The sequence below is a fragment of the Sedimentibacter sp. B4 genome (assembly GCF_000309315.1).
GTDB lineage: Bacteria > Bacillota > Clostridia > Tissierellales > Sedimentibacteraceae > Sedimentibacter > Sedimentibacter saalensis.
On record NZ_CANG01000937.1, the window covers coordinates 82,682 to 102,490 of the forward strand.

The 19,809-nt window shown below is 36.8% G+C and carries 20 protein-coding genes and 1 other annotated feature; of the genes, 5 read left to right on the forward strand and 15 right to left on the reverse strand.

Going from position 1 to position 19,809, the window contains the following annotated elements; translation table 11 throughout:
* Nucleotides 1–7: 7 nt before the first annotated feature.
* From BN358_RS17140 to BN358_RS17170, 7 genes are all read right to left on the reverse strand, one after another.
* Nucleotides 8–1,081, reverse strand: coding sequence for a hypothetical protein (locus BN358_RS17140; RefSeq protein WP_019229760.1), 1,074 nt, complete (start codon nt 1,079–1,081; stop codon nt 8–10).
* The gene (sigI, locus tag BN358_RS17145) at nt 1,078–1,794 is read right to left on the reverse strand and encodes an RNA polymerase sigma-I factor (RefSeq protein ID WP_019229761.1); all 717 of its coding nucleotides are present in this window, start codon (nt 1,792–1,794) and stop codon (nt 1,078–1,080) included. Before sigI ends, BN358_RS17140 begins: the two co-directional genes overlap by 4 nt.
* A gap of 174 nt (nt 1,795–1,968) precedes the next feature.
* Nucleotides 1,969–2,208, reverse strand: a complete 240-nt coding sequence (locus BN358_RS17150) for a hypothetical protein (RefSeq protein ID WP_019229762.1) — start codon at nt 2,206–2,208, stop codon at nt 1,969–1,971.
* Nucleotides 2,209–2,218: 10 nt separating this feature from the next.
* Nucleotides 2,219–3,457: a DNA polymerase IV gene (locus BN358_RS17155; protein WP_019229763.1), complete on the reverse strand. Its 1,239-nt coding sequence runs from the start codon at nt 3,455–3,457 to the stop codon at nt 2,219–2,221.
* Nucleotides 3,458–3,639: 182 nt separating this feature from the next.
* Nucleotides 3,640–4,413, reverse strand: a complete 774-nt coding sequence (locus BN358_RS17160) for a type III pantothenate kinase (protein ID WP_019229764.1) — start codon at nt 4,411–4,413, stop codon at nt 3,640–3,642.
* Nucleotides 4,414–4,423: 10 nt separating this feature from the next.
* Nucleotides 4,424–5,005 (reverse strand): ECF transporter S component, encoded by a 582-nt coding sequence (locus BN358_RS17165; protein WP_019229765.1) that lies wholly within the window; start codon nt 5,003–5,005, stop codon nt 4,424–4,426.
* Between the two features lie 140 nt (nt 5,006–5,145).
* On the reverse strand, nt 5,146–5,676 hold the full coding sequence (locus tag BN358_RS17170) for a class IV adenylate cyclase (protein WP_019229766.1): 531 nt from the start codon (nt 5,674–5,676) through the stop codon (nt 5,146–5,148).
* Between the two features lie 123 nt (nt 5,677–5,799).
* Here BN358_RS17170 and BN358_RS17175 point away from each other — a divergent pair, with 123 nt between their 5' ends.
* From BN358_RS17175 to BN358_RS17185, 3 genes are all read left to right on the forward strand, one after another.
* Entirely contained in the window at nt 5,800–6,570 is a 771-nt protein-coding gene (locus BN358_RS17175) for a threonine/serine exporter ThrE family protein (protein WP_019229767.1), read from the forward strand.
* Nucleotides 6,571–6,582: 12 nt separating this feature from the next.
* The gene (locus BN358_RS17180; protein WP_019229768.1) at nt 6,583–7,020 is read left to right on the forward strand and encodes a threonine/serine exporter family protein; all 438 of its coding nucleotides are present in this window, start codon (nt 6,583–6,585) and stop codon (nt 7,018–7,020) included.
* An 81-nt stretch (nt 7,021–7,101) separates the two neighbouring features.
* Nucleotides 7,102–7,488 (forward strand): desulfoferrodoxin, encoded by a 387-nt coding sequence (locus tag BN358_RS17185; protein WP_019229769.1) that lies wholly within the window; start codon nt 7,102–7,104, stop codon nt 7,486–7,488.
* A gap of 251 nt (nt 7,489–7,739) precedes the next feature.
* Here the strand turns inward: BN358_RS17185 and metG are convergent, their stop codons facing one another.
* Nucleotides 7,740–9,725 carry a methionine--tRNA ligase gene (gene metG / locus BN358_RS17190; protein ID WP_019229770.1) on the reverse strand — a complete coding sequence of 662 codons (1,986 nt, stop codon included), beginning with the start codon at nt 9,723–9,725 and terminating at the stop codon, nt 7,740–7,742.
* Nucleotides 9,726–9,774: 49 nt separating this feature from the next.
* Nucleotides 9,775–10,002 (reverse strand) — a binding site (T-box leader).
* A gap of 94 nt (nt 10,003–10,096) precedes the next feature.
* Nucleotides 10,097–10,318: a hypothetical protein gene (locus tag BN358_RS17195; RefSeq protein ID WP_019229771.1), complete on the reverse strand. Its 222-nt coding sequence runs from the start codon at nt 10,316–10,318 to the stop codon at nt 10,097–10,099.
* A 164-nt stretch (nt 10,319–10,482) separates the two neighbouring features.
* On the opposite strand from BN358_RS17195, the gene BN358_RS17200 reads away from it, so the two are divergent.
* On the forward strand, nt 10,483–11,316 hold the full coding sequence (locus BN358_RS17200; RefSeq protein WP_019229772.1) for a PHP domain-containing protein: 834 nt from the start codon (nt 10,483–10,485) through the stop codon (nt 11,314–11,316).
* A 394-nt stretch (nt 11,317–11,710) separates the two neighbouring features.
* On the opposite strand, the gene BN358_RS17205 is transcribed toward BN358_RS17200, so the two are convergent.
* On the reverse strand, nt 11,711–12,304 hold the full coding sequence (locus BN358_RS17205) for a LysE family translocator (RefSeq protein WP_019229773.1): 594 nt from the start codon (nt 12,302–12,304) through the stop codon (nt 11,711–11,713).
* A gap of 147 nt (nt 12,305–12,451) precedes the next feature.
* Between BN358_RS17205 and BN358_RS17210 the strand changes: the two genes are divergently transcribed.
* Complete coding sequence (locus tag BN358_RS17210) at nt 12,452–13,342, forward strand: LysR family transcriptional regulator (RefSeq protein ID WP_019229774.1); 891 nt, start codon at nt 12,452–12,454, stop codon at nt 13,340–13,342.
* Nucleotides 13,343–13,506: 164 nt separating this feature from the next.
* On the opposite strand, the gene BN358_RS17215 is transcribed toward BN358_RS17210, so the two are convergent.
* From BN358_RS17215 to BN358_RS17235, 5 genes are all read right to left on the reverse strand, one after another.
* Entirely contained in the window at nt 13,507–14,889 is a 1,383-nt protein-coding gene (locus tag BN358_RS17215) for an SLC13 family permease (RefSeq protein ID WP_019229775.1), read from the reverse strand.
* An 82-nt stretch (nt 14,890–14,971) separates the two neighbouring features.
* Nucleotides 14,972–16,210 (reverse strand): aminopeptidase P family protein, encoded by a 1,239-nt coding sequence (locus BN358_RS17220; RefSeq protein WP_019229776.1) that lies wholly within the window; start codon nt 16,208–16,210, stop codon nt 14,972–14,974.
* Between the two features lie 331 nt (nt 16,211–16,541).
* On the reverse strand, nt 16,542–18,026 hold the full coding sequence (gene glpK, locus BN358_RS17225) for a glycerol kinase GlpK (RefSeq protein ID WP_019229777.1): 1,485 nt from the start codon (nt 18,024–18,026) through the stop codon (nt 16,542–16,544).
* 297 nt (nt 18,027–18,323) lie between these two features.
* A complete protein-coding gene (locus tag BN358_RS17230; RefSeq protein ID WP_019229778.1) occupies nt 18,324–19,523 on the reverse strand; it encodes a DUF438 domain-containing protein in 1,200 nt (399 codons plus the stop codon).
* Nucleotides 19,524–19,537: 14 nt separating this feature from the next.
* Nucleotides 19,538–19,759, reverse strand: a complete 222-nt coding sequence (locus tag BN358_RS17235) for a DUF1858 domain-containing protein (protein ID WP_019229779.1) — start codon at nt 19,757–19,759, stop codon at nt 19,538–19,540.
* Between the last annotated feature and the right edge of the window lie 50 nt (nt 19,760–19,809).

The following is a 19,809-nucleotide window of genomic DNA, read 5'->3' on the forward strand; positions in this document are numbered from 1 at the left end:
AAACGCTTTAGTTTTTCTTGCCGCCAGAATTTCCGTTATTGCTGTTTCCATTTCCGTGATTGCCATTTGCTTTGCTTTCAGTTTCAACTTCAACGGATTTTTCCGTGTCTTTATCTTTATTTTTTGCTTCTTTCTCGTAATTCTTTGTAGCATCCATTATTTCTTTTACAGGTTTGTCAAGCCATTCTTCCTTGTCAAAATCTTCAGGATTTCCTGAAGCTTCTGCAAGTTTGTCAACAAGGTTCATCTTTCCTGGTGTAACACCTTTTTCCTTTGCTTCATCAACTTTCTGCTGGCTGACTTTTACAACCTCGACTTCAACGCCTGTTTCATCTCCGTCTTCTATATCTTCATCTTCATTTTTATCCGATGCATTCTTTTCTTCCTTGACTTTGTCTTTGTTTTCAGACTTATCTTTGTTTTTATCTTGAGAATCGTCCAAAGCTACGCTGTTTTTATCCTCTGGTTTTTTAGAATCATCAGACTTTTCAATTTCTTCAAAGTCATTGTTTTCAGCCTCCAAAGCTTCCGTTGCTCCCTTTGAAACTTCTATAGAATCTTTTTCCTTATTCTTGCCCACTTCTTCATTAACAGCTGTTTTTAAAGCAACTGCCAGGTTATTGGTTTTTTCTTCGCTCTTGCTTGAAGCAGCAACTACTACTCCGCCATCTTCGCCTTCAGTAATGTATCCCTGATTTTTAAGCTCTGTTAAAACATTTCTTACAGCATCTTTTATTTCTTTATTTTTTAATCCGTCAATATTTATTTCTTTAATCATTTCCTCTGCATCACCATTTACAGCCTTAACCTCTAATACACGGTCAAAACGGTTTATAGAAAATTCAAAAGAAGGATTGACATCAAGACTTACATAGGAGTACGGAGTCATGTACGCCCATGCCGGAGTGACAAACAAAAGCATTGCAGCAGCTGCTGTTAAAGCCCACTTAGCATAACTGTTGTTTGACATTGATATTTCTTGTCCAATTTTATAATTCCTGTTTTTTACCTGCGATATGCGGCCATCTTCAGACAGAACGGCTGCATTGCTGCCTTTGATTTCTACAATTACTGCTTTCATTTTTCTAACTCCTCGCGAATATATCGCATATAACTTGCAAGATATGGAAAATCCCCCGACATAATTTCCACTGCAGCTACTATATATTTTCGATGACGTTCCAACAATTTACGGGGTACTTTTGTATTTTTTTCAATTAAATTCAACGGCAACTGCCTTTTTACTTTCATTTCGCTTATCAATATGGGATTTTTTAACATATATGCCACAACTTTGCCGCAAGCCCTCTTGGTCTTGTCGGCTTTTGGCGAACATTCAGCCAAATCCATGAAGGAAAATCCATAGGCTGAAAAAATTTCATTGACCAGATATATCTCAAGCTTTGCTGAATTTTCGTCCGTAGCTGCCACCTTTTGGGCTATTTCAGCCTGCATTGAATAATCTTCCTCTTCATCCGTCTCAGAACCGAACATAGACGGATTTACCGAAATTTCTGGAGCATATCTCGACTTGCTCCGGATGAAGTCAATAATGCGCCTTCTTATTACAAGTTCTGCGAAGTTTAAAAAACTGCCTTTCTCAGCAGAATAATTTTTTACAGCTTCTGTAAAAGCTGCCAATGCAATGGACCATTCATCATCACTTCTTGAGACATAGATACGGGCTGCCGAAGATGCACACTTCAATATGAAATTCTCGTATTGCTTAATTAATTTGTTCATGGAATCTTCGTTTGTTTTGGCGCTTACTGCCAATTCATCTAACTCGCTCACTTTTCTCACCTCAAAGTTACAATTACGCATTATTATATCATCTAATCCTTTTTATTACAACGAGATATTGTCATATTTTAAAACTAGAGGAGTAGTGGTATTGTGTTTAATATAAAAAATCCTGATTTAATCAGGATTTAGACTATTGACAAATCACGACGCTGTCATCAGGATTTATTTTTTAAACAAATACCAGATTTTGCTGTCAACTTCATATTTAAGTTCAAAAATATCTTTTCCGTTGTGGAGGCAAACAAAGACTATTCTTGTGTTTCCAACAATACTTTCTTCGTATGTCTTCATTATTTTTTCAATTTTCACGACCTTGTCTTCAAGCCTGAATTTCACAGGTTCTATTTTGCCGTCGGTGTTGAAAATGACCATTACTTTTATGGGTTCATTTAAAATTTTCATATTATCACCTTTACAAGATACTTCCCATACCAGGATATTCGTCGTCGGGGTATCCTCCCAAAATCGGACTTAAGTCACTGTTGGCAAATACTCCTCTGATCACAGCTTCATCCCCATACTTAACCCTTATTTTATCCACAGCCTTATCAAGAATTTCATTTTTTATGCTCAGTTCATCCTGAAAAATATTTGTTTGTTTTATATGAGAAAACTCAAGGTCTGAAACAGAAACACCAAGCTGCCTTATAGGCCTTCTGTCCCAAAGTTCGTCAAACAGGCTGCATATGTTCTGATAAATGTCCCTTGTGCAGTCAGTGAAATACATGAGTTTCCTTTGCTTTGCTTCGTATCCGAAATCCTTGTCTTTTATGCTCACGCTCACAACCCTGCAGTTCATGTTTGCTTCCCTTAATCTTAAGGCCGTCATTTCCGTGAGACTTAAGAGTATGGCATGTGCAGTTTCACGGTTGTCTACATTGAATTTTAAGGTGCTGGAGTTCCCTACGCTTTTAATTGGAGATTTTTCTTTGAAAACAGAATCATCCCTTCCCCAGGCATAGTTGTAAATCATTCTTCCGTGAGATTTAAGCATTGTTGATATGAAATTGTAATCAGAAGCAGCAAGATCTCCTATTGTGTAAATTCCCCATCTGTTAAGCTTAGGCTTTGTTCTTCTCCCAACCATGAACAAATCTTCAACAGGGAGAACCCAAAGCTTTTCTTTTATTTCATCAGGAAAAATTGTGTGGCATTTATCAGGTTTTTCAAGGTCTCCTGCCTGCTTGGCAAGCAGCTTGTTCTCCGATACTCCTATATTGACAGTGTATCCGAACTTTTCCTTTACTCCGTCCTTTATTTTATAAGCAAGCTCTGCTGCTTCTTCTCTTTTTAAATCTGTAAATTTCAGGAAGCATTCGTCTATGCTAAACACCTGCACATCGGGAGTAAATTTCATTAAATATTCTCTAAGTGCCTTGCTGGCCCTCACGTATACTCTGTAATTAGGCGGTACAACCAATAAATTTGGACACAGCTGCCTTGCTTCCATCAGAGACATTCCTGTCTGTATTTTGAATTTTTTGGCCGGAGTTGATTTAGCCAGAACAATTCCATGGCGGTTTTGTTCATTCCCCCCAATGACCGAAGGAACCGTGCGAATATCCCTGTCTATTCCCATTTGCTGTTCATAGGCTGCAGTCCAGCTTAAAAAAGCTGAATTGACGTCTATATGCATTATAATCTGCCCCACATTTCCACCTCCTTAATCTTTTCAAAAGCTGTAGTTTCCAAACATTTATTTTTTACCGAACGTTTGTTCTATTATTATATCACAGTTTTTTAATTTTAAAAGAGTTTTTTTATTACAAAAAAACAAACAGATTTGATAGCTCAAATCTGTTTGTTCCTTAATTCTTCATTCTTAATTCTTAATTATTTGACGTTTTTGTCGTGAATTATTTTCAGTCCTTTAAACAAAAGCTGCGGGTCATAAAGGTCTATAACATCTGTTTCATCAGACATAACACGTCCAAGCCCCCCCGTAGCAATAACCTTCATGTTTGCAGTGTTCAATTCTTCTTTTATTTTTTTTACAATGTATTCAACCTGGCCTATATATCCGTAAACAAGACCTGCCTGAATGCTTGTAATTGTGTTTCTTGCAAGAATTGACTTTGGTTTTTTTATTTCAACACTTGGAAGCTGCGCTGTTTTTTGCCAAAGGGCGTCTGCTGAAATCTGAATTCCTGGTGATGTTATTCCGTATTTGAATTCTCCGCTTTCGCTTAAAACATCATATGTTGTTGCAGTGCCGAAATCAATTACAATCAGAGGCTCTCCACCATATAAATGGTATGCGGCAACCAGTCCTACGATTCTGTCTGCACCCACTTCACGAGGATTGTCATTTGCAATTGTTATTCCTGTTTTTATTCCCGGGCCCACTATTATAGGCTCAATGTTGAAATATTTTTTCAATGCATTTTGAAAAGAATGCATTACATTTGGAACTACAGATGAAACAATTGCACTTTTAATGTCTTCTTGCTTAATATTGTTGTAATTCAGCAAATTTAATATGAAAATACCGTATTCGTCGGATGTCTTTTCACTTCTAGTGACCATCCTCCAGCTTCCTGCAATATTGTCTCCTTCGTAAACTCCGATGACAATATTTGTATTCCCGATGTCAACCACCAAAACCATGGCAATCCTCCTATTTTTTTATCCTTTTATAGACATTTACCACTGCTGTCGTGCCTATTCCTGCCGCTGTGCATTCCAAAAGGGAACTTGTTGTGACAAGGAAAATGGCAAAGGCCGCAAAAGTAGTGCCTATTCCAAATTCTGTGCTCAATCTTACAATTTCTTCGTTGTAAATAAAATAAAGCATGAGAATAACAAGGGCTGTGTTTGTCAAAGCTCCTGACGCTCCTGCAATAAACAAAGAAATTGTTTTTGATTTTATAAGTTTTTCAAATATAACATAAACAAAATACGGCACTACCCCTACAAATATCCTCGGTAATATTGAAACCAACGGATTTATAAAAAGATAGTCCAGAGGTGATGCAGGAGCCAAAAGAGCCCTTAAAAGAGTAACCCCTCCTGCAAGAAAACCCATAATGGCGCCGTCCTTAGGTCCCTGCACAATGCTTGTTACCATTGTGGGCAGGAAAATAAAAAGTGCCATTGAAGCAGATGTTGTGGGTATTGCAGTCATAGCAACAAACACAACAGTGAGTGCCAGCATAACTCCCATAAAGGTGAGTTTGCCTGTTTGTAAATTTCTATTCATAATTTCCTCCTGTTCTCGTTCTGCAATGCAGATACAAGACAAATTTCAATTGATTATAACACATTATTTTGTATATGCAAATATATTAAGATTTTGTAAAATAAAAACACCGTTACCGGTGCCAATATCTGAATGTCTTATTAGTCTTTTCTTAAATCATCGATTGATTTTGTTGTTACCTGGCTTCTGTCCAAATTTAAAAGCGCTATTGCCTTTTCTAAATCTTCATCATTTGAAACTTCTATCTCAAGATATGGTTTTGAATATGTCGCCTCATCCCATGTGTCTATTTCAAAATATATGTCTTCAAAAAAGTATGACCTGCGATGCTTGTAACCTGGTCTTTTTTGTTTATATCCCAGTATTTCAAGAATTTTAGCCGTGCTTTCCCAGTCTGAAACCTCAGTTTCTGTTTCTTCGTTTACCCTTAAGGAGTCCCTGTTGATGCTTTTCTTGAAAGTCATGACACTTTTTACCTTGCCGTTTAAATTGTTCTTGGTTATTCTGATTCTTAAATAACCATTGTGTCTTTTCTTTAATATGCTGTCATCAGTATCAAATCTATAGTTCACCTGATCTTCATCTTTAACCAGGAGTGCTCCTATTTCTATAAGTTTTTTTTCTATTTCGTCTTTATCAATATTAAGGACTTTGACTTCCTTTTCTCTCATTATATTGAATCCTCCTGCATATTTTTAATATTATATCATAAATTGTATAGTTGCACATTAAAAACTTTACAAATTCATTAAAAATGATATAATCGATGTAAATTAATAGGAGTGATATTTATCTTGGAAATAATTTCAGCAAAGCTTTTAAAAATAATAAAATTATCCGCTCAAATAATACTGGAAAACGGCGGTGAAACATACAGGGCTGAAGAAACAATAAAATTCATATGCAAAGCATATGACATCAAAGAAATAGAAGCAATTGCAACACCAACAGGGTTCTATATAACTATTTCAAGCGACGGAAACGAAAATAGCACAGTTGTCAAAAGAATAAGAAAAAGAACAATAAATCTTCAAAAAATAGCCGACGTGAACAATGTGTCAAGGCAAATTGCCCTGCATGCCATCAATCTGGATGAGGCCCTTGAGGAACTTGAAAAAATAGAAAATGATAAACCTCATGAATACAAATATACTCAATTATACGGAGGAATTTCATCAGCATTTTTTGTTGTACTATTTGGGGGAGGAATTTTTGAATTTGTAGTGGCTCTTTTTACAGGAATATTGATTACGCAAATTACAAAGCATTTTGTAAATCTTCATTCATATCAGTTTTTCTCAAGCATAGTGTCGGGTACAATTATTGCAGCTATTGCAATCATAGCAACATCGGCTGCCAAAACAGGCAACTACAACCAAATTATAGTCGGCAGCATCATGCCCCTTTTGCCTGGTCTTTCAATGACAAATGCCATACGTGACACCATAAGGGGAGATTTGATTTCCGGCATGGCTAGAGGTGCAGAAGCTCTCCTGGTTGCAGCTTCATTGGCAGCAGGAGCAGGTGTGTTCATATATTTTGCTTATTCCTTAGGCATATTATAGGGTGGAGGTATTATGATAGTTAAGTATTTTTTAGAAATGATATTTTGTTTTTTAGCCGCCTATTTTTATGCCATGATTATGAATGCTCCTAAAAAAACATTGATATATTCTTCAGTTGTGGCGTCTTTAGGTTACATGGTGTACAATTATTGTGTTAATCAAGGGAGTCCAAGGCTTGGATTCTTCCTTGGAACAACAGTTATTGCTTTTTTCGGTGAAATTTTTGCCCGCAAATTTAAAATGCCTGCAACTATTTTTATATTTCCGGCACTTATTCCAATAGTACCAGGATTTGGACTTTATCAGACTATATTCGCATTGGTTGAGGACAATATATTTCAAGCCTTGAAAACCGGCGTCAACACATTTTTGAACATTGGAGCCATGGCCGTTGCAATGGCAATGGTAAGCTTGATTGCCCTTAAGATGGGAACAAGAAAAACAGAATGATTTTAAAATTTATGTTTTAAATTTTGATATTTTGGGTATACATTAAATGTTGAATAATTCAAAAATATTAGGAGGTATTATATGTGTAACAAAGGAAGGTTTTATGTTTGCAAGACTTGCGGTAATTTAGTAGGATTGATTAATGAAGGCGGCGGAAAATTGGTATGTTGCGGAAAAGAAATGGAAGAACTGGTTCCAAACACTGTTGATGCAGCTACTGAAAAGCATGTTCCTGTAATAGAAGTTGAAGGAAACAAAGTAACAGTTAAAGTTGGTAGTGTAACTCATCCAATGCTTCCTGAACATTTCATTCAATGGATTTACTTGGTTACAAAGCAAGGCGCTCAGAGAAAATGTCTGTCTCCTGGAGAAGAACCAGTTGCAGTATTTGCACTTGCTGAAGGCGATGAAGTTGAAGCTGCTTATGAGTTCTGTAATCTGCACGGACTTTGGAAAAAAGAAGCTTAGTCAAGGCAATTAAGAATTAAGAGTGAATAATTAAGAATTAATGGAAGGATTTGTGCGTGCACAAATCCTTTTTTAGTTAAAAATGTAGGGGAGGGCTACTGCCCTCCCGCGCGGGCGGACACGAGGTCCGCCCCTACAGGTTGATAATTCAAGGTTTTTGTAAAAAAAATAGAGAACGGCTCGCCGTTCTCTTCATTTAATTCTTAACTCTTAACTCTTCATTCTTAATTATATTTATTCTTCATTCTTAATTAACTGAGTTTTGCTCCGTCCGGAATGTCTTCAAGTGTGGAAATCAAAGTGAGTTTCTTTCCTTTTTGAGCTGCAAGTATCATGCCGTTTGAATCGACTCCCCTTAACTTAACGGGTTTTAAATTGTAAACCATTACAATTTTCTTTCCTACAAGATCCTGAGGTTCATAATACTTGGCAATTCCAGAAACCACCTGTCTGACTTCATCACCCAGCTTCAATTGAAGTATCAGAAGCTTGTCGGCATCGGGGTGTTTTTCTGCTTTTACTATTTCAGCAACTCTCAAATCAATTTTTGCAAAGTCATCTATTGAAATGAGACCATCATCTTCTGCAGTTTCTTCCTTTGTTTCTTTCGATTCTTCTTTTTTTGTTTCAGAAGGTGTTTGGGACGGTGCTTCAGAGGCCTTTTTAGCTTCGTTAATTTTGTTTATTTCCTCCATTTTCTTCACAGCATCTATTCTTGCAAACAATATTTCAGGTGTTCCAACCTTTTGTCCAGAAACCATTCCGTTAAATTGTGCAAGAGAATCCCAGTCAGTCTTGTCAGTGTTTATCTGCTTGTAAATTTTTTGTGCTGTTTCAGGCAAAAATGGCTCCAGCAATACTGCTGCTATTCTTATAGATTCAAGCAGGTTGTATAAAACAGTTCCAAGTCTTGCTTTCTTGCTTTCATCCTTGCCGAGAACCCATGGCTGAGTTTCATCAACATACTTGTTGCTTCTTCTAAGAAGAGTAAAAATTTCATCTATTGCATCAGAAACCCTCAGCTCATCCATTTTCTTTTCTACTTTTAATGGTGTTTCAAGGGCTAAACTTATAAGTTCATCATCAATAGGTTCATGCTCAACAGGTGCCATTATTTCGCCGTCAAAATACTTGTTTGTCATTGTAACTGTTCTGTTTACAAGATTTCCAAGTATGTTTGCCAGGTCTGAATTTATTCTTTCTATTACAAGTTCATATGTCAGTGTTCCGTCGCTTGCAAAAGGCATTTCATGCAGCACAAAATATCTTATTGCATCAACTCCAAACAAATCAACCAAGTCATCGGCATAAATAACATTTCCTTTTGACTTGCTCATTTTTCCTTCACCAACCATGAGCCATGGGTGGCCGAAAACTTGTTTTGGAAGCTCTTCCCCAAGTGCCATCAAAAGTATAGGCCAATAAATTGTGTGGAATCTCAATATATCTTTGCCTATTAAATGAACATCTGCAGGCCAGTATTTTTTGTAAAGTTCGCTGTGGTTTCCTTCAGGGTCGTAACCTATGAATGTGATGTAGTTGCTGAGGGCATCAATCCATACATAAACAACATGTTTTTCATCAAATGTTACCGGTATTCCCCAGTTGAAAGATGTTCTTGAAACGCACAAATCCTGAAGGCCTGGTTTTATGAAATTGTTCACCATTTCATTCTTGCGTGATTCAGGCTGAATGAACTCTGGGTTTTCCTCTATATGTTTCATCAACCTATCAGCATACTTGCTCATTTTGAAGAAATATGCCTCTTCTCTTGCCATGTGCACTTCTCTTCCGCAGTCAGGACACTTGCCGTCAACAAGCTGTGATTCAGTAAAGAATGCTTCGTCCGGTGTGCAGTACCATCCTTCGTAATATCCTTTGTAAATGTCTCCCTGGTCGTACAGTCTCTTGAATATCTGCTGAATTTTCTTTTCATGCATAGGATCTGTTGTCCTTACGAAATTATCGTAGCTTGTGTTCATCAAATCCCAAATGCGCTTGATTTCTCCTGCAACTTCATCAACAAACTGCTGAGGAGTCTTTCCTGCTTCCTCTGCCTTGATTTGAATTTTTTCTCCATGTTCATCAGTTCCTGTTTGAAAATACACATCGTATCCGTTTAATTTCTTGAATCTGACTATGCTGTCAGCCAGTACGATTTCGTATGTATTTCCAATATGTGGTTTGCCTGATGTATATGCTATTGCTGTCGTTAAATAATATTTGCCTTTATCCATTTTTTTCCTCCTGCTTATTCTTGCAAATAAAAAGCCCCTTAGCACAAAGCTAAGAGGCGATGTTTCGCGTTACCACTCTTTTTCGCACATGCTTCGCAGCATGAGCCTTACCAGGTCATTGACCGTGCATTATAACGTATACCATACGTTGTACCCTAAAAAAGTTCAGGCACAAGGCTCCGAGGCCATGTTCATTTAAAAATCAATCCCCGGCTTCCACCTTTCCCGGTTCTCTTTATCATGATTTAAAAATTACTCTTCTCTTCATTGCCATTAATATATTATTTCAATTCTTATGTTAAACTATACATAAATATCATTTATTTGTCAACAAAAATAAAACTCCGAGTCCGGAGTCTTGTATTCTTATGCTAAAATATAAACTGTATACATTTAATAATCGCTGCGATTATTCCTATTATTATTGCAGGAATAAGCAAGAATCCAATTCCCAGCGGAATAAGCATGATTATGAGAACAAATCCCATAACTGCACCTATTATTGTAAACAATATTTTAAACAACACAACTCCTATGTTAAGAGCTGCAGCTATAAATATAAAGAATACAAAAATTCCTATTAAAATTTCCATATTACATCTCCCTTTACCATTATTATATTCGTTTGATAATATAATACACACAATTTATTCAAAATTAATTAGTGCAATATTAAAAAATGATTAGAAATAATAATTATAATGACAATTTTATCATTAAAATGATATAATATTATATAAAAAATTAGGAGTATCACATGATTGACTTACACATTCATTCAAAATATTCTGACGGTTCAAATTCCATAGATGAAATAATTGAAATAGCAAAGAATAAAAACATGACAGCATTGTCCCTGACAGACCACGATACAACTTTCGGAGTAGCTGAAATAATAGAAAAATCTCAGAAAGAAAATATTCAGGCTATTCCCGGCATTGAAATTTCTTCGGTTTCAAACGGCCATTTAATACATGTTCTCGGTTACAACATTGACATCAAAAACAGTCAGCTTCAGGACCTTCTGAAAATAATTGGCGCTCATTTCAATGAAAGTTTCCTGGAACACTACAACTGGCTTCAAAAAAATCACATCATAGATTTCGATTTGAATAAAATTTTAAAATATGCTGATTTCAAACAATCACTTGCATTGTCTGACATAATGAAGGCCATGATTGAAAATGGGGAACCTTACACATTGAAGGACTGGCCTGAATTTTTCAACACTAAGGTAAAAAAATACCCGGGACACCGCTTCATCGAAGATTTTCCTGTTCATTCATCTGAAGCCGTTGAGGTTATAAGGCAAGCAGGAGGAATACCCGTCTTTGCTCATCCTGCACGTATAGGAAAAGCAGATTTAGGCGAAATGGAACTTCTTCTATCCCACGGTCTTGGGGGAGTTGAAGTGTACTATCCTTACCACACTGAAGTCCTCATACAAAAATATGAAAAGTTTGCCGATGAACACGGTCTCATAAAAACCGGCGGAACCGATTGGCACGGCATTGAACTAACTACATGGGATTCTGAAATGGGAGACTATGGAGTAAAAAGCCTTGAAATTATAAATCCCTCTTACAATTAAGACGGATTCAGTTTAACGACAAAAGGCATTTGGAATGCAAATTCTAAATGCCTTTTGTTTTTCAATTCATTTTCCACTCAAAAACCACAACTTCTTGTAGTCAAACCCTACTTTTTCATCTCCGTACCACATTTCGTCATCAGAATTATCGTTTCCACGTGCCTTAAGTAGACAATATTGATGATGCAAATACCCACTGATTTCTTGGTATTATCTAACGCCTAATTTTGTCTATATTTGCCAGGCGTTAATAGAAAGCAAGACTTCGGTAAGTCCTAACACCTCCTTGAGTCTTGCTTTTTCAGCTTTTAGCTTGACTTTACTTGGATAAAATGTAATACTGACTATATCGTTTGATTTTAAAGGCGGCATGGTTAAATACTTGAAGTTATGCCTATTTATATGCCGTATACAATAGATATATAGCAACAACGATTAGCACGCCTCCAGTTAGTGTATTAAATATTTTAATACCGTTTTTGACTTTATTTATAAATTGCATCTTAGATCCAAGCAATGCCCATGCTGCGAGTGAAATATAGCAGGTTGGAAAGTAAATACTGACAAACACAAGCAGCATCATATATGAATCTTTTAGATTAAAAGCAACGATTCCTGACAGACATGCAATCCATGCCTTGGGGTTGAGCCACTGCATCAAAAATCCTTGGTAGAACTTTGGCAGCTTCTCTTCTTTCAATTTGATATCCGTGCTGGAGAACATGATTTTGTAACCCATGTAGCCAATATATACGGCTCCGATGTATTCTAAGATTTCATAGAAACCGTTTATGTGCGAAAGCGTGTTCGCTAGTCCTACGCCAGTTATAATTAGTAGTATTGTAAAACCAACTGTTGCCCCAGAGACAAAAGGAAAAGTTCTCTTAAACCCATAGTTAACACCGGAAGAAAGGGACATCATATTAACTGGACCAGGTGAAATCGACATTGACACTGAGAAAAGAAACATTGCTACACTTACTGACATATAGTTACCTCCATTCAAAATTTCTTTTTTCATTAGTATAAAGCGAAAGAACACTCTAGTCCAATTGCATTTTCTGATTAAATCAATTTGAAAAACAAATTGATTTAATCATTAGGTTTAAAAAAACAAATTAGGAAGGTGATTGCTATGGAAATACGGCAATTAAGAGCTTTTACTGAAATTGCCAAAACCAGTAATCTCACAGAAGCTTCAGCAAATCTGTTAACTAGCCAACCAGCTATTAGCGCTCAAATAAAGGCTCTAGAGAAGGAACTCGGATTTCTGCTTTTTCATAGAAACGCAAGGGGTATGTCATTAACTTCAGAAGGGTCACAATTACTTTCAAAAGCTGAGAAAATTTTGAGCTTTATTGATGATTTTACGGACACCGCACTTGCATTAAATCATAACACCGTCAAAAGCATTCAGCTCAGCCTAAATACAGATAGCGAAGTTCTTCGAATAAGACAGTTGCTCGATCAATTTTCTAAGAAGTTCCCTAATGTAGAAATTCATTTTAAAGATGTAAAAAGTGAAGAGATTGCAAATGCACTAGCTAATTCTCAAATAGATGCTGGATTTTATTATGGGAAAATCATAGCACCTCATGTAACGCAAGTGAAATTGCAATCATTTAGAATGGTTGTTGTTTATCCTCCGAGTTGGAATATAGATGAAGATAAACTCACGTTTGAGCACTTTTCAAAGGTTCAATGGATTTGGACAACTAAGGGATGTCCATTTTACAAAGAAACGATCGAATATTTTGAGAAAAATGGCTATCATACAACAAAAATTATGTACGTTGATGATGAATTGCTAATAGGAAAGCTTGTGAAAGAAGGGATAGCCTGTTCGTTATTGGCAGAGCCCATTGCAGCGCAACTTGCAATAGAAAACAAGGTGAAAATTTGGCATGGCGTTGACCTCACTGTAGATTTAAACTTCGGTTTTCTCAAAGAGAAAAAGAATGATACCATGATACTTAAGCTTACATCAATACTGAACAAAATCTGGAAAAATATCGACACAACTTAATATTTCGTTTCAATAAATCCACTTTATCGCCATAACAGAGCCATGCACAGCATAAATGTGTAAATTCGATTATTTTATTCTAATCTTACGATTTTGTCTACATTCTGAATCCCACTTACAATTAATTGGGATTTTTTAATGCAAAATAATTATTTTGACTTCAATTAAAATAATCCTATCATCTTCCAGTAGGGAACTTCTACTGCAACAGTTATTATGAACACAACCAGCGTAAGATAAATCCCAAGGCGCATTACCTCTTTTTGTGTGTACATGCCGTTTTCTTCACCCAGTCCTACAAGGACGTCAAGGTGGTGGAAAGGAAGTATATAATGAATTCCAATTGATGTGTACACAAGCAGCGTTGTGACTATGGGGCTTATGCCCATGGGCTCTGTGAATATCAAAAGAGCCGGAATTGCAATTCCTATAACAGCAATAACGCTTCCTAAAGCCATATGAATTCCCATTGAAATTAAAGATATGATGAATGCAAGCACAAAGGGATTTGAAGGTATTGACGAAGGAAGGATTGTTTCAGCAATCCATGCATTCATTCCCGTAACACCTCCTACTCTGCCTATAGTCATGGCAGCTGTAAGGAACAACAATACATACACAGGCACTTCTCCCCATTGTTTTGGTGTCAGGACTTCACCTATGACAGGAAAACTCATGAGCATTGCAATCAAAAGCGTGATCCATCCAATGTCAACTCCATGTATTGAGTCGGTCATCCACAGTACAACAGATATTGAAAGCCATACAATAGTTCTTTTTTCCTTGACTGATACAGGGCCAAGCGCACTGAGTTTTTCTTTCATTTCATTTTTGCTGACTGTAACTTCAGCAGTTGGTTTGAAGAGGATTAAAATCAATACACATGTAATTATGCTTGAAATAATGTTTGGAGGTCCCATGTATACAAACCATTTAAGCCAGCTTATTGACATTCCAGAAGATTGTACAGCCAGGGTATTTATTACGCTGTCTCCTGTCAGAAAAATCATTGATACAGGAACTGCAGAAGCAAATACGGCAAGTCCGATTTTAGAAGCATCTTCCTTTGGTATTTTTGCATTTTTTATGACTACAGACATAACTGACATGATGAGAAACGCCCTTGGCCAGGGATGTGGTATTAAAACACTCAATATGAATGTAAGGAAAAATATTGATATTATAATGCTTCTATATGCATTCATAAATTTTATTATGAATGCATAGGCAATTCTTTCTCCAAGCCCTGAAGACTTAACAGCAGAAGCAATAAGGTATGCTCCAATGACAAGATAAATTGTGCTTCCAAGCCAAGGGGAAAATACAACAGCAGGTTCAGCTACCTTGAAAATCACAAGAAGTGCCAGATAAAGTCCTGATGCATAACCGGACTGAACTATTTGAAATGCCCAAAAAACAACAGTCATCAATGTAAATCCAAGGCACATTTTTCCCTGAGGTGACAATCCTTCCAATGGAAGCATATTAATTAAAACTGCAACAAATATGCCTGATATTAAGCCAATCAGACTTTTATTTTTGCTCATAATTTTTACCTTTCTAAAACATTTCAGATTATTTATTGTACAAAAATTGCAGGATTTTTTCCTGCGATTTTTGCACTCTTATTTATTTCATAAAATTTTCAATGTCGTTTACAGTCTTTATGATATCCTTGGAAAGGTTTATAATCCCACCCTTTGTAACCCACACATCATCTTCAATCCTTATTCCTATTCCTTCTTCTTTGATGTAAAGACCTGGTTCAACTGTGTAGACATTGTTCTCCTGCATAATCTTGTCTCTTCTTCTAAGGTCGTGAACATCAAGTCCCAGAGGATGACCTATGCTGTGGTAATAATATTTTTCAACATCAGCATCATCCTTGATTATATTCAAGCTTTTCAGCCCTTTAGCAAAGTGAGCTTTCACTTTGTCATTAACTTCAACCTCGCTTGCTCCCACATGCATTGCATCCATAGTCACATCCTGAGCTTCAAGCACTATGTTGTAAATGTCTTTTTGTCTCTGTGTGAATTTTCCGTTTGCAGGATATGTCCTTGTAATGTCTGAAGCATAATTGTTTGACAATGCTCCAAGGTCAAGAAGTATCAAACTTCCATCTGCGATTTTTTGCTTTAGTTCTATGTAATGAAGAATTACAGCCTTAGCTCCTGAAGCTCCAATAGTTTTAAAGCTTGGTTTAGAGCCTCTTAGCATGAGCTGATATTCAAAATCTGCCTTGACCTGATATTCAAACTTGCCAGGTTTTAAATTTTTCATGACAAATTCAAGAGCTTCCTTTGTATATCCTATTGCAGTCTTTATTTCACTAACTTCTTCCTCAGACTTTGAACTTCTAAGCTCAATCATTATGTCCAGGGAGCTTTTGATGTTCACTGCAGGATACTGGTTGCGAATCCAGTGAGCAAGACTCCTGTAGCTGTCATATGATTCATCCTTGTCAACTATATAAGAAAAAATATATACATTGTCAGGTCTGTCTGAAGATGAAAGTTTTTTGGCAAACTGAGCCATGAATGAGTCTCTTTCTTCAATCGTTTTTATTCCGGACAATTCTTGAGCTTCTTCTTTGCGCATGAGAATTCCGAACCATTTTTCAAAATATTCATCAACAGGTGGTATATATAAGGCTTCTGTTACTTTACCGGCTATTTTGTTGATTATTAAAACCATGTCTTCACGGTCTATTCCTGTTAGATAGAAAAAATTCCTGTCAACAGAGAACTCATATTCCTGATCTGCGCTTTCCCTTGGAGCCTTTCCGGAAAAGAAAACTGCTGTAGAATAATCCTCCATTCTTTCTGCAAAACACGCTCTGTTATTAATATAAAAATTGCTGTTCATTTAACCCTCCAAAATTATGATTTCTATTTGTATTGAAGCTGTCATCCTGAGCCTGCGAAAGTTGCCCTAACCCTATTTTTCGGGTATTTTTCCGAAAAATAGTGGTAGGTCATTCGCAATGTGCACCAAATTTATGTGTGCGATAGCGAATAAATAAATTTGTGTGCGAAACTGCAGGATCTCATCTTTAAAAACAAGATCCTTCACTTCGTTCAGGATGACATAAACTTACATATCATCAGTAACATATTGTCAATGTGTCATACAATCAATACATAAAATATGAGAAATAATTCTTCATTCTTAACTCTTAACTCTTAATTTTTTACGGTCATACCCAGTCTTTAGACCTTCCGACTGCCTTTTTCCATCCTTCGTACAGTACATTTCTTTTTTCTTCATCCATTTCAGGCTTGAACTTTCTGTTGATGCTCCAGTACTGTGAAATTTCGCCCTTAGATTTCCAGAATCCCACTGCAAGTCCTGCGAGATATGCAGCACCTAAAGCTGTTGTTTCTGTGACTTCAGGTCGTTCTATGTTTACATCCAAAATGTCTGATTGAAACTGCATGAGAAAATTGTTGGCAGTAGCTCCCCCGTCAACCTTGAGGGCTGTGAGATTGATGCCTGAGTCTTCAATCATTGCTTCGATTACGTCCTTTGTCTGATATGCAATTGATTCAAGAGTTGCCCTTATAATGTGATTACGGTTTGTTCCTCTGGTGAGTCCCACTATTGCACCTCTGGCATACATGTCCCAGTGAGGAGCTCCCAGCCCAGTAAATGCAGGAACAACATACACTCCGTTGCTGTCATCCACTTTTCTTGCAAAATATTCTGAATCTGCGGCATCGTGGATTATTTTAAGTTCATCTCTGAGCCACTGGATTGCAGCTCCTGCCACAAATATGGAACCTTCAAGAGCATATTCCACCTTGTTGTCAACACCCCATGCAATGGTTGTTATGAGGCCTTTGTTTGACTTCACTATTTTTTCGCCTGTGTTCATGAGCATGAAGCATCCGGTTCCATAGGTGTTTTTCATCATTCCTTCCTGGAAGCAGAGCTGTCCGAAAAGAGCAGACTGCTGATCCCCGGCTATGCCTGATATGGGAATTTCAACACCAAAAATATCCTTCACAGTGTTTTCATAAATTTCTGACGACTGCCTTACTTCCGGCAGTACATTTGCCGGAATGTTAAGCTCATTTAATATTTTTTCATCCCATTTAAGTTCTCTTATGTTGTAAATCATAGTCCTGGATGCATTTGAATAATCAGTTATGTGAGCCTTGCCCCCTGTTAGTTTCCACACAAGCCACGTGTCAATGGTTCCAAAAAGTATTTCCCCTTTTTCAGCTCTTTCCCTGACACCCGGCACATTGTCCAATATCCACTTTATTTTTGTTCCTGAAAAATATGCATCCACAACAAGTCCTGTATTTTCCTTTATGTATGGCTCCATGCCTGATTTCTTAAGCTGATCGCAAATTTCCGACGTCTGCCTGCTCTGCCATACTATGGCGTTGTAAACTGGCTGTCCTGTATTTTTGTCCCACAGCACTGTTGTTTCTCTTTGGTTTGTAATTCCTATGCACGCTACTTCTTCTTTATTTATGCCATTTAAAACTTCTCTGGCAGCATTAAGCTGAGTTTCCCATATTTCCAAAGGATTGTGCTCAATCCATCCGGGGTTTGGGTAAATCTGCCTGAATTCCTTTTGAGAAATTTTAACAATGTTTCCGTTTCTGTCAAAAAGAATTGCTCTTGAGCTTGTAGTGCCCTGATCCAATGCAAGAACATATTTCCTATCCATATTCTCCCCTTAGAATTTATTTATGAAATTTCAAAATATAAATAATAATTAATATTATTATATACTCCTGGAATTAAATATTCAATGATATTCAATAGACAAAAAAAGAAACTCATAAGAGTTCCTTAGATTGATGACAATGTTATTTCAATGTGTAGGGGAGGACCTCGTGTCCTCCCGAAGATAACAAATTATTGGCTTAATAACACGGGCGGATACAAGATCCGCCCCTACGGTTTGTGTAAAATTAGATCTGTCAATAAATCTGACAAACTCAAAACAGTTCATTTTCTATCGTTACTCTGAAACCAGTCTTTTTTCTCCGGTTAAATCCTGTATTGGCTTGATATCCTGCGTTACTTCAAGAACTCCAAGGAATTCTCCGGCATTGTTTCTAACGGCAAAATATCGTATATAAACAAATCTTTCTCCCATTTTAATCCAGAAATCCTCATGGTCTTTCTTTCCTGCTTTCAAATCTTCCACAATTCCTTCAACTATATGTACACTTGCCGGTGGATGGCAGTTTGAAACATTCCTCCCTATTATGGTCTTTGTTCTTGGGAAAATTCTTTCTTTTCCCTGAGAAAAATATTTTACTGTGTCATCATTTCCTACAAATGTTATGTCAAGAGGAAGAGTGTTAAGTATGTACTGAAGTTCATCGGCTTTTAAAACTCCCGTTGGGAAAGTAATTGCTCCGGGTTCCTGGGCCTCTTCCTTAATTTCTTCCTTGTACTTTATTTCAGGCTTCCATACAGGAACAAAATCAATCATGTGTCCTATTTCGCTGCTGTCATCTGCTGCCTTTTTCCACTCGTCTTCAGTCATTGTATCCAGAAGCATTGGAATCATTATATTTTCTTCCTTGAAAATCATTTCTTTAATTCTGGTCATCAAATCATTGATTCCCTTTTTCAAATCTTCATTGAGAACTCCGTATGACAAATCAGATTGTATCATTTTAAGTTCTTCTTTTATTTCATCATCCACGCCCCACATAACCTTTGGAGGAGCAGTGATTCCATACTTCTCCATGTAAGGGAACAAAAGATTTTCCTTCTTTGAATAGTGTATGTTTATTTTTGATAATTCCTCAAACCCTCTGTTCAAATTATGAATTGCATCCGGACTCTTGCTTTCAAGATTTTTTACTACCTGGTTTTCAATAATTTTTTCTATTTCCCTGTTTTCAAGCATCAATACATTGGCAGGATGTCCGGGAATTTTAACCGGGTCTGTTTCTCTGTGAATTTCTTCTATGGAACCCTTGAATACTGCTGAATGGACATCACAAAGCCTCTGAACCTCTGAAACAGGAAGACCTTCTGTTATTAATGCCTGCTCTGCTTCAGAAATTTCAGTTGCAGACACTCCTGCAAATGCCTTCTCAAATTTTTGCTTCACATCTTCGACGCTTTTCCCCTCATGGAGCTCTTGAATAACCTGCTTGATTACCTCTTTTCTGTACTCCCTATTATTGATTTGTTCGCTCATAATCTCTCCTTTATTTATTGTTTTATTTCATATCCTCTTTTTATAAATTCCTGCTTTATTTTTTCAATTTCTATTCCTTTGGTTATAGAACCCTTTTTTATTGTCATGAACCTTCCTGCAGTTTCAAGCATACCAGGCTTCGTTATATCTGAAAATCCAAGTTCCGCCAGTATGTTTTTAACATCAGGATATTCTTTGCACAAATCATGTACTGATTTGTTAAAATCAATTTCCATACCATTTCCTCCTTATGTATACAATTATACCTGAATTTGCAGTATTTAAT